Source organism: Frankia sp. CcMO1, assembly GCF_977945845.1.
This window is the reverse complement of the sequence record NZ_CDWTMG010000189.1, coordinates 1-9,498: the sequence shown is the minus strand read 5'-3', so window position 1 is coordinate 9,498 and position 9,498 is coordinate 1. Positions and strand designations below refer to the sequence as shown.

Here is a 9,498-nt window from a genome sequence, read left to right as displayed (position 1 = left end):
GCTATGCCCGGGTGGCACCCGTCACGCGTACCAGCCGGCGTAGATGGTCGCTGTAGACCGCATCGAGCCCGTATCCGGCTAGCCGGGTCAGTGTGGTTGTTCGTTGCGCATCCCACCCGAACACGGCGATACCCAGGTTGTGGAGAACACCGACGATGCCGGCCCGGGGCGGGGTCCATTCACGCGCGCGCAGGTTGAGGGCGGTGACTCCGACGGCCCGGAGTTCATCGCCGTACGCGGTCATTCCGCCACCGGCGACGATATCGCGGATCGACGTCGAGTTCACCAGCCGGACATCGTCATCCAGCGGTCGGTATTTCGCGAGGTCCGTGAGCCCGCCGCACAGCCACAGCCGCCTCGCCGCCTCGCCGCCACCGGCCTCGCGGGCGACGGCGGCGACGGCCGCAGCCGCGTCCGCCCAACTGCCTGGCGGGCCCTTCAGGTCAAGACTGAACTCGAAGGACGTACCCAGCTCCGCGTAGAACTCCGCGAGGGTCGGCAGCCACCCCGGCAGGCGGTCGGCGGTCAGGTCGGGAATCCGCCGACGCCGCCCGGGCGGGCCGAACACACCGTCATGATGCAGGACCGGAACGCCGTCGGCGGTGAGCCAGACGTCCGACTCCAGCCCACTCGCCCCGCCGGCCAGGGCACGACGGAACGCGGGCAGGGAGTTCTCCCGCTGGCCGGGGGCGGGAGAACCACGATGCGCAAAACCGATCATGAAGAGCCGTTGAACGACTGCAGCGCGACGTCGTGGAGATGCCCGTTGGTGGTGAGCACCGTGCCGTGTCCCGGTCCCCGGCGTCCGCCCAGGTCGGTGAACCGGCCGCCGGCCTCCTCGACGATGACCTGGAGCGCGGCCATGTCCCAGAGCGACACCTCGGGTTCGCAGGCGAGGTCCACGGCGCCCTCGGCCACCATCATGTGTGACCAGAAGTCGCCGTAGGCGCGGGTCCGCCAGACCTGGCCGGCGAGGTGGAGGAACTCCTCCAGCCGGTCGGCGGTCTGCCAGCCCTCGACGGAGGCGAAGGACAGGAAGGCGTCACCCAGGCTGGTGACCGAGGAGACCTTCAGGGCACGGGTGTCGCCGGTGGCGTCGCGAGTGAAGGCACCGGTGCCCCGGGCTCCCCACCACCGTCGGCTCATCGCCGGGGCGCTCGCGACCCCGACGACCATCTCGTCGTCCACCTCGAGCCCGAGCAGGGTGCCCCAGACGGGCACGCCGCGCACGAAGTTCTTGGTGCCGTCGACGGGGTCCAGGATCCAGCGCCGGCGGGCGCCCGATCCGACGAGACCCTCCTCCTCGCCGAGCACGGCGTCGCCCGGCCGGGCCACAGCGAGCCGTTCGCGGATCATGGACTCGACGGCGGTGTCGGCGTCGGAGACCGGGGTGTTGTCCGGCTTCGACTCGACATGCAGGTCTACTGCCTGGAATCGGGAAAGAGTGATCCGGTCGGCGGCGTCCGCGAGGCTGAGCGCGAGGGCCAGATCGTCGGCGATGGCGACGGTGTCGGAGTCCGCGGTCGGTTCGATGCTCACGGAGGTGGGGTTAGGCGGGGTCACGCCTGCGAGACTACGAGCTGAGCCCCACCGCGCGTCGGTGGTCCCGGGCGGCGGGCACCGGGTGGCGGGGTGAGTGTGACTAATCTCCCGATCTATTGCGATCAAGGCGATGCTCCGCGGGCGCCGAGCAGCCGGCGCAGGCTCGCCAGCCGGGCAGCGTCGGCATGGCCGTCCCGCACCGCCGAGTCCAGGGCGCAGTCGGGGGACGGCGCCAGGTGCTCGCATCCGGGCTGACAGTGCGCGGCGGCCGCGGCGAGGTCCTCGAAGGCCCGCAGCACCCGCTCCGGGGACACCGCGCCGAGCCCGAACGACCGGACACCCGGGGTGTCTACAACAGTGCCCCCCTGGGGCAGCAGCAGTGCGACAGCGGCCGACGAGGTGTGCCGGCCGCGGCCGGTCACGGCGTTGACCTCGCCGATCGCCCGGTCCGCCGCCGGCACTAGCCGGTTCACCAGGGTGGACTTGCCGACCCCGCTGTGCCCGAACAGCACACTGACCCGATTGGTCAGCAGCTCCAGCAGCGCGTGCAGGTCCCCACCGGGGCGCGTGGTCACGACGGGGAGCCCGAGCGGGCGGTACAGCTCGACCAGCGGTGCCGGATCCGCGAGATCCGTCTTGGTCAGGCACAGGACCGGGGAGAGCCCGCCGTCGTAGGCGGCGACCAGGCACCGGTCGATCAGGCCGGGCCGCGGCGGCGGATCGGTGACCGCGCAGACGATGACCAGGACGTCGGCGTTCGCGACGATCGGGCGTTCCACCGGATCGCTGTCGTCGGGGGTGCGCCGCAGGACGCTCGTGCGTTCCTCGCGGCGGACGATGCGCGCCAGGAGGCCCGCCGCCCCGGAGACATCCCCCACGAGGGCCACCCGGTCACCGACTATCACGGAGGTCCGGCGCATCGACCCACCGCGCACGGCCGCGACCAGACGGTCGGCCATCGCGTCGAGTCGGCAGGTGTACCGGCCGCGGTCGACACCCACCACTACCGCCACAACCGCCTCGGCATGGTCGGGCCGGTCCCGGGTCCGGGGGCGCGATCCCCGGCCCGGCCGGACCCGGACGTCGTCCTCGTCCAGCTCGCGGGCCATCGGACTAGCCGCCGGCGCCGTCGGTCGGACCCGGGGGGCCGCCGGCCCGGCCCGGGGGGCGTCGCGTCGCGCCGCTCATCGGGCCAGCATCGCCGTCCACATCCGGGGGAAGTCCGGCACCGTCTTGCCGGTCGTCGCGATGTCGTCGATGACGATCCCGGGCACCACGAGGCCGACCACCGCGTAGGCCATCGCCAGCCGGTGATCGGCGTGCGGGTCGAGCCGGGCGCCGTGCAGGGGCGCCGGACTGATCGCCAGCCCGTCGTCGGTGACGGTGACCCGTGCGCCCAGGCGACCGAGTTCGAGGGCCAGGGCGGCCAGCCGGTCGGTCTCCTGCAGCCGCAGGTGCGCGATGCCCCGTAGCCGTGACGGCGAGTCGGCGAGCACGGCGAGCGCGGTCAGCGTCGGAGCGGCCTCCCCGAAGTCGGACAGATCGACGTCGATCCCGTGGACGGCGCCGCCACCGGTGATCTCCAGGCCCGCCGGCGTGCGCCGGGCCGTGCCTCCCATCGCCACCAGCAGATCGGGCAGCAGCCGGCCGGGCTGCTCGGTCGACTCCGGCCAGTCCGGGATCACCACCCGCCCGCCGGTGGCGACCGCCGCCGCGAGGAAGGCCGCCGCGCTGTTCATGTCCGGTTCGATGGTCCGGTCCGCGGCGGTCGGCCTGCCCGGTTCGACGCGCCAGCGCCGGGTGCCCGCCACCGGGCCGGCTGCGGGGGAGCGCACGGCGTCGACCTCGACCGTGGCGCCGGCGGCCCGTAGATCCGCGACGGTCATGTCCAGGTAGGGAGCCGATGGCAGCCGGGACCCGCGGTGGACGACCGTCACCCCGGTGTCGTAGCGCGGGGAGGCGAGGAGCAGCCCCGAGACAAGCTGGCTGGAGTGGGAGGCATCCACGATCACCTCGCCGCCGCGCAGCCGCCCTCGGCCGTGCACGGTAAAGGGCATTCGGTCGCCGTCGATCTCGGCGCCGAGCTCGCGCAGCGCGCCGAGCAGCGGGGTGAGTGGGCGCTCGCGCATCCGCGCGTCTCCGTCAAAGACGACATCGCCGCGGGTCAGCGTGGCCAGCGCCGGGGTGAAGCGCGCCACGGTGCCCGCGTTTCCGCACTCCGCGCGCGCGGCGGGTGCGGCGCTCGGCATCGGGTGGCCGTGGACGACCCAGTCGGGCCCCTCGGTGGATACCTCGGTACCCAACGTCCTCAGCACCCCGGCCATCAGCAGGGTGTCGCGGGAGCGCAGCGCGCCCCGCAGCCGGGAGGTTCCATTCGCCAGCGCGGCGAGCACGAGTGCCCGGTTCGTGCCGGACTTCGAGCCGGGCACCGCGACGACGGCCTCGACCGGTTGCCGTGCGAGTGGAGCCGGCCACGGATCGGACTGCGTTCCGGTGGCTTCGGTACCCGTCAGGATGCTCACCATGACAGCATGCCGGACGACGGCCCGGGTCAACCGCGTCCTCGCGACATGCGCCGGCCGGCACCCGATTCCCGCCGGTCGGGTCGGGTGCCGGTCGGGTCGGGCGGGCGCGGCGGGAGGCCGGGTGGCGACGAGAAGATCCTTTGAGCGTGCCTATCCGTCGTGCGGCGCGGTGGTGGTGGCCGACCTGGTCCGTCGCGGTGAGATCGCCGCGCAGGAGGCCGTCGATGCCGCGTTCGCCCGCCTGCGCGCGGTGGACGGCGTCCTGCGGGCCTTCACCGAGCTCTGGCCGGAGGAAGCCGGGCGCACGGCCAGCGCGGTGCAACGCGCCCTGGCTCGCGGTGCGGACCTGCCCCTCGCCGGCGTGCCCGTCGCCGTCAAGGCAGGGGAGGGCGTCGACGCCCCCGTGACCCAGAAGCTGATCGCGGCGGGAGCGGTCGCGATCGGAATGACCGTGGTACCGGTGCGGGCCGCGCACGTCTGGCAGACCTGGGGCCACACCAGCCGTGGCCCGACCGTCAACCCGTGGCGGGTCGACCGCGTCCCGGGCGGATCGTCGGCCGGCTCGGCCGCGGCGGTGGCGGCGGGGATCGTCCCGCTCGCCACGGCCAGCGACGGCGCCGGCTCCACCCGCCTCCCGGCGGCCTGGTGTGGAGTGGTCGGCCTCAAACCCACGAACGGACGGCTGCCTACCCGGAACCCGGCCGGGTTCACCGTGCCCGGTCCGATCACCCGGACGGTCGCGGACGCCCAGGCCTGGCTGGAGGTGGTCCTCGGCGACCCCGGGTCGCGCCCCGCGGCCGGCCCGCGCGGCGCGGATCGCGTGCCGGGTGCCGCCTGGTCAGCGACGCTCGGATTCGCCACCCCCGAGCCGGAGGTGGTGGCGGTCAGCCGCGCCGCCGCCGAGCGTCTCGTCCGCGCCGGTGCGCTGACCTGGCGTGCGGTCCCCGTCGAGCTGGAGGATCCGGAGGAGGCGTGGACGGCGCTGCGGGCGACCACCGCGGCCACGGCCACCGCGGTCACGACGGCCACTGCCCCGGTGGACCGCGGCCGCCGTGACCGGAGCAGCGCGGCGTCGCGGGAGGACAACGACGCCCGGCTCGCGGCCATCCTGGCCCGGGTCGATCTGATCATCACGCCCACTACGCCGAACCGGCCGCATCCGCACAGCGGCCCAGGCCAGACCCGGAGTGTGAGCCTCACCTGGGCGTTCAACCTCAGCGGCCACCCCGCGGTGAGCGTCCCCGCCGGATTCACCGACGACGGCTGCCCGGTTGGCCTCCAGATCGTCGGCCGGCACGGGGACGAGGCCCGGCTCCTGGGAATCGCGGCCGCCCTCGAACGCCTCGCCCCCTGGCCCGCATGGACCGACCGTCGCGCCGGATTTTAGGCGGACCGGCGGGCCGAGGCGATGAGATGGATGCCGATGGACTCACCCTCACGCTCGGCGGAGAGTTCCACCTCCGTGCGTACCAGGGTGGGGAAGCACGAGACGTCCTCGGCGACCGCACGCTTGACCGCCTCTGCGGAGAGCACGGTGCGCGGGCGGATCCAGTCCACGTCGAGCCCTGCGCTGGTCAGCAGCGCCCGAAGTTCCTCAGGCCAGAAACACCGGGTGATCGTTCCGTCTTCCGCCGGCACGAGCACCACGTCCGCCCGCGGGACGTCGGACAGCTCCGCCCAGCGGTGCTGTTCGGCGAGCCGGGCGAGCCCGAGCAGCAGGGAGTCGACGCAGAGCAGCAGCTGGCCGCCCGGCCGCAGCATCCGGTGGATCTCCTCCAGGATGGTCTCGGTGGCGAGGCAGAACGACAGCGCCCGAGCCTCGGCGAGGACGGCGTCGAAGGAACCGGGAGCGAACCAGTCCAGCGAGCGGGCGTCTCCCACCACCGGCAGAAGCGTCCCGGGACCGCTCCCCGGATCGGGCGGCAGGGCGCTGGTGACCACCCGGACGACCTGATGGCCGGTGCTCACCATCTGGCGGGCGAAGCGGGCCCGCGGGCCGGAGACGTCGAGCACCCGCGTGGGCCGGGACGGCAGCCATTCGCGGAGCTGGACCGCCGCGACCTCTTCGTAGAACGCCCAGTATGGGTCGTCACTGTTGGCTGGAGCCTCGCAGACCAGGGTGTTCGCTCGTCCGCGAGACGGACCCGGATCGGCGTCGGGGCCAGGCGGCATGAAACGTTCCTACCCTTCGAGGGGCGATGATGCGAGGTAAGTCACACACTCAAGGCGGAAGTCTGACAGATTCCAGGCTCGACCACGTCGTGTCCTTCCCCGTTCGCGCGGATAGATGCGCGCCGGATTCGCCGTCCACCGCCGCCGGCCCCGGGCAGGTCCCGGGTGATGGACCGCCCACAGCTGTGGACGGCGGGCGGCTGCTGGTGGTTCCCGGCACGACGGAGTCGACGGTGCTCTTCCTGCACGGAGCCGGGACTGGCACGGACACGCCGCTTTTCGTACAACTTGCGGCATATCTCACCTCTGTCGGGGTGCAGGTGGCGCGGCTGGAGATGCCGTACCGCGTCGCCGGACGGCGGGCGCCGGACCGGCCGGCCCGGCTCGACGCGGTCGCGATCGCCGCGGTCGGGGCGCTGGGCCCACCGCGCCTGTTGGCCTTCGCCGGCGCCTCGATGGGATCGTGGGTAGCCGTGCGGGTCGCGGCCGGGCTCGAGGCGTGCGGCGTGCTCGCCCTCGGCTTCCCGCTCCAGCCACCGGGAACCACGCCGGCAGGCAGAACCAGGCCGTCGAGGCAGGACGAACTTGACGGCGCGGGCGTCCCGGTGCTCGTCGTCCAGGGCGAGCGGGACTCCTTCGGGCGACCGGTGCCCGATCCGGAGCTCGGCCGCGAGGTCCATCTCGTCGCGGGAGCCGACCACTCCTTCCGGACCCGCCGACAGGATGCGCGTCCGCCCGGCGAGGCCGTGGCCGAAGCGGCCCGGGCCGGCGCATTCTGGCTGCGGGGCCGGCTGCGGGAATCATCCGCGGGCTGACCCGGTTGTGCGGGCAGTCAGCCGACAGTTAACCGGCAGCCCGACGACGTCGTGGAGGCTTCATGACTCCTGGGAGCAGCACCGGCCGGCGGTCCGCGCAGTCGCGGACCGCCGCCGCCTGGCCTTTGCCGAGCGTCGCGCCGATGCGCGCCCCGGCTTTGGCCGGGGTATCGTCCGCTCTGGAAGGACGGTCGCATGTCGCCCGGTCAGGTGTGGTGGACGCGGGGCGGGCCGCCGGGGAGCATGACGGTGAGGAAGTGATCCTGGTCGACGAGACCACCGAGGAGCGAGGCGCCCGTTTCGAGCAGGACGCCCTTCCCTACCTCGACCAGTTGTATGCGGCAGCCCTGCGCATGACCCGTAATCCCGCTGACGCGGAGGATCTCGTGCAGGAGACCTTCGTCAAGGCGTTCGCGGCCTTCCACCAGTTTCAGGCGGGCACGAATCTTAAGGCCTGGCTCTACCGGATTCTGACGAACACGTTCATCAACACGTACCGCAAGCGGCAGCGCCAGCCGCTGCAGAGCCCCACCGAGCAGGTGGAGGACTGGCAGCTCGCCGAGGCGGGGTCGCATACGTCCAGTGGGCTCAAGAGCGCGGAGACCGAGGCGTTGGAACACCTGCCGGACAGCGATATCAAGGACGCCCTGCAGGCACTGCCCGAGGACTTCCGCATGGCGGTGTACCTCGCCGACGTCGAGGGCTTCGCCTACAAGGAGATCGCGGAGATCATGGGTACGCCGATCGGGACCGTGATGTCCCGGTTGCACCGCGGTCGCCGGGGTCTGCGGAAGTCCTTGGAGAAGTATGCCTTGGACCGTGGGCTCGTGGCGGCCGGTTCCGCCGACGGCGAGGGCGGTGCGTCGTGAGCTGCGGCGGTCCACACGAGATCGATTGCCGGAAAGTACTCGACGCGGTCTTTCTGTATCTCGACGGTGAGTGTGAGGGCGGGCAGCAGAATCTGATTCGGGCCCACCTTGACGAATGCTCTCCCTGCCTGCGCGAGTTCGGGGTGGAGCACGAGGTGAAGATGCTCGTCGCCCGCAAGTGCGGCGGGGAGCGGGCGCCCGAGTCGCTGCGGGCGAGCCTGCTCGCCCGGCTGCGGGCCGTCCGGGTGGAGATCGACGCCGCCGAGTACCGGCCGGAGTAGCTGGGGCCGGGTGGAGCATCGGGCTACCTGGGGGCGGGCCGTGGCAGCCACGGCCCGCCGGGTGGCTCAGGTGTTCGGGCGCTTGCCGTGGTTGGCCTTGTTCTTCGCCCGTGCGCGCCGCTTGCGCTTCTTCTTCGCCATCAGGAATCTTCCTCCGTTCCGCTTCGACGTGCAGTCATCGTGCCAGTCCGCGCCGACGGGAGGTGACCGGCGGGTCCGTCGAGGCCCTCGTCCTCGTCGGCGTCGCCGAACCCGTCCGGTGAGCCATCGCCGAGGTTCCCGCGGGCCGGGGACTGCACCGCCCTGGCATGGCGGCGGGCCTGCAACGTGCGCCACGCCCGCACGGGGGCTATCGCTCCGAACAGTCCCAGCGCCGCGGCGATCGCCACGTCGCCGACGCTGACGACCGCGGGCGTCCAGGGCAGGGGCAGCGGGATGATGTCACTGAGCAGGCGCAGGGTCGTACCGTCCCCGGCCGGCGTGTGAAATGCCGAGGCCAGGATGTCGGAGATCGGTACACCGGCGCGGTCGGCCCCCCACCGCGACACCGGCATCTGGCCGCCGTTCGCGGTGATGACGGCGGCGTTGGAGATGAGACCGGTGACCAGGAGACCGAGTCCGGGCAGGCGGTTGTTCGCGCTGGCGAACAGGGCTGTGACCACGGCGGCCGCGATCCACGCCGGGCCGTGCAGGGCGGGCACGAGTCGGCCGATCGCGAGCACCAGGACCGCCGCGGCGACCAGCCATGGTCGGGAGACATGGATGCGGGCGAGGGCGCCGAGAGTTCCGCCGTGGGCGAGGCCGACGCCCAGACCGCATAGCAGGGTCAGCACCAGAAGTACGAGCACATGCGTAGTGTGCGGCGTTATGAGCGACAGTCCCAGCACCGGGCGGTCGCGTCGTCTCAGCGTGCCGGCCCGGATACATCCGGGGCCCAGGGACGTTGGTCGGACAGCCTCGGCACACTACGCTCTTGCCAGATTCACCGCCGCTGAAGGGAGCCTGATGGCCGAGGAAGTCCGCGCTGAGATGGTGGCCAACGTCTGGAAGGTCGTCGTCGGTGTGGGAGACCCGGTGAGCGCTGGTGACGCCCTGGTGATCCTCGACTCCATGAAGATGGAGATCCCCGTGATCAGCGAGGACGGCGGGACGGTCGCCCGGATCGCGGTGCAGGAGGGCGACGTCGTCCAGGACGGTGACCTGATCGCCGTGGTCGAGCCGCTCCCCACCGCCTGATCGTCCTTGTCCGGCGGGATAGCGGCTGAGGGATCCGATGCCTCAGGCGATGTCCTAA

At 72.5% G+C, this 9,498-nt stretch carries 12 protein-coding genes; 5 read left to right on the top strand and 7 right to left on the bottom strand.

What is annotated here, in order from left to right; all coding sequences use genetic code 11:
- Position 1 precedes the first annotated feature (1 nt).
- The 4 genes from AC08OU_RS18545 to aroA form a co-directional block, all read right to left on the bottom strand.
- A complete protein-coding gene (locus AC08OU_RS18545) occupies positions 2-721 on the bottom strand; it encodes a glycerophosphodiester phosphodiesterase (protein WP_476601413.1) in 720 nt (239 codons plus the stop codon).
- Complete coding sequence (hisN, locus tag AC08OU_RS18540) at positions 718-1,563, bottom strand: histidinol-phosphatase (protein WP_462186211.1); 846 nt, start codon at positions 1,561-1,563, stop codon at positions 718-720. Before hisN ends, AC08OU_RS18545 begins: the two co-directional genes overlap by 4 nt.
- A 101-nt stretch (positions 1,564-1,664) precedes the next feature.
- Entirely contained in the window at positions 1,665-2,651 is a 987-nt protein-coding gene (gene rsgA, locus AC08OU_RS18535) for a ribosome small subunit-dependent GTPase A (protein ID WP_476601412.1), read from the bottom strand.
- A gap of 75 nt (positions 2,652-2,726) precedes the next feature.
- The gene (gene aroA, locus AC08OU_RS18530) at positions 2,727-4,067 is read right to left on the bottom strand and encodes a 3-phosphoshikimate 1-carboxyvinyltransferase (protein WP_476601414.1); all 1,341 of its coding nucleotides are present in this window, start codon (positions 4,065-4,067) and stop codon (positions 2,727-2,729) included.
- Between aroA and AC08OU_RS18525 the strand changes: the two genes are divergently transcribed.
- Positions 4,066-5,454: an amidase gene (locus AC08OU_RS18525; RefSeq protein WP_476605405.1), complete on the top strand. Its 1,389-nt coding sequence runs from the start codon at positions 4,066-4,068 to the stop codon at positions 5,452-5,454. The two genes, aroA and AC08OU_RS18525, sit on opposite strands and share 2 nt — an antisense overlap.
- On the opposite strand, the gene AC08OU_RS18520 is transcribed toward AC08OU_RS18525, so the two are convergent.
- Positions 5,451-6,239 carry a methyltransferase domain-containing protein gene (locus tag AC08OU_RS18520; protein ID WP_476601410.1) on the bottom strand — a complete coding sequence of 263 codons (789 nt, stop codon included), beginning with the start codon at positions 6,237-6,239 and terminating at the stop codon, positions 5,451-5,453. The two genes, AC08OU_RS18525 and AC08OU_RS18520, sit on opposite strands and share 4 nt — an antisense overlap.
- Positions 6,240-6,424: 185 nt before the next feature.
- On the opposite strand from AC08OU_RS18520, the gene AC08OU_RS18515 reads away from it, so the two are divergent.
- The 3 genes from AC08OU_RS18515 to rsrA all read left to right on the top strand — a co-directional run bounded on the left by AC08OU_RS18515 (position 6,425) and on the right by rsrA (position 8,204).
- Positions 6,425-7,054 (top strand): alpha/beta hydrolase family protein, encoded by a 630-nt coding sequence (locus AC08OU_RS18515; RefSeq protein WP_476601409.1) that lies wholly within the window; start codon positions 6,425-6,427, stop codon positions 7,052-7,054.
- Between the two features lie 62 nt (positions 7,055-7,116).
- Positions 7,117-7,923, top strand: coding sequence for a sigma-70 family RNA polymerase sigma factor (locus AC08OU_RS18510; RefSeq protein ID WP_462186217.1), 807 nt, complete (start codon positions 7,117-7,119; stop codon positions 7,921-7,923).
- Complete coding sequence (gene rsrA, locus AC08OU_RS18505; protein ID WP_462186218.1) at positions 7,920-8,204, top strand: mycothiol system anti-sigma-R factor; 285 nt, start codon at positions 7,920-7,922, stop codon at positions 8,202-8,204. Before AC08OU_RS18510 ends, rsrA begins: the two co-directional genes overlap by 4 nt.
- 66 nt (positions 8,205-8,270) lie before the next feature.
- Here rsrA and AC08OU_RS18500 read toward each other — a convergent pair whose 3' ends face one another.
- Together AC08OU_RS18500 and AC08OU_RS18495 are read right to left on the bottom strand one after the other, a co-directional pair.
- Positions 8,271-8,345: a 50S ribosomal protein bL37 gene (locus tag AC08OU_RS18500; RefSeq protein WP_369807823.1), complete on the bottom strand. Its 75-nt coding sequence runs from the start codon at positions 8,343-8,345 to the stop codon at positions 8,271-8,273.
- Complete coding sequence (locus AC08OU_RS18495) at positions 8,345-9,052, bottom strand: DUF5317 domain-containing protein (protein WP_476605404.1); 708 nt, start codon at positions 9,050-9,052, stop codon at positions 8,345-8,347. The genes AC08OU_RS18500 and AC08OU_RS18495 overlap by 1 nt, the downstream gene beginning before the upstream one ends.
- A 157-nt stretch (positions 9,053-9,209) precedes the next feature.
- Between AC08OU_RS18495 and AC08OU_RS18490 the strand changes: the two genes are divergently transcribed.
- A complete protein-coding gene (locus AC08OU_RS18490; RefSeq protein ID WP_462186220.1) occupies positions 9,210-9,440 on the top strand; it encodes a biotin/lipoyl-binding carrier protein in 231 nt (76 codons plus the stop codon).
- The last annotated feature ends 58 nt before the right edge of the window (positions 9,441-9,498 follow it).

Bases quoted from the DNA above. Each gene is read 5' to 3' on its own strand.
- AC08OU_RS18545 (WP_476601413.1), bottom strand. From the start codon at position 721: ATGATCGGTTTTGCGCATCGTGGTTCTCCCGCCCCCGGCCAGCGGGAG.
- rsgA (WP_476601412.1), bottom strand. From the start codon at position 2,651: ATGGCCCGCGAGCTGGACGAGGACGACGTCCGGGTCCGGCCGGGCCGG.
- AC08OU_RS18525 (WP_476605405.1), top strand. From the start codon at position 4,066: ATGACAGCATGCCGGACGACGGCCCGGGTCAACCGCGTCCTCGCGACA.
- aroA (WP_476601414.1), bottom strand. From the start codon at position 4,067: ATGGTGAGCATCCTGACGGGTACCGAAGCCACCGGAACGCAGTCCGAT.
- AC08OU_RS18520 (WP_476601410.1), bottom strand. From the start codon at position 6,239: ATGCCGCCTGGCCCCGACGCCGATCCGGGTCCGTCTCGCGGACGAGCG.
- AC08OU_RS18510 (WP_462186217.1), top strand. From the start codon at position 7,117: ATGACTCCTGGGAGCAGCACCGGCCGGCGGTCCGCGCAGTCGCGGACC.
- AC08OU_RS18490 (WP_462186220.1), top strand. From the start codon at position 9,210: ATGGCCGAGGAAGTCCGCGCTGAGATGGTGGCCAACGTCTGGAAGGTC.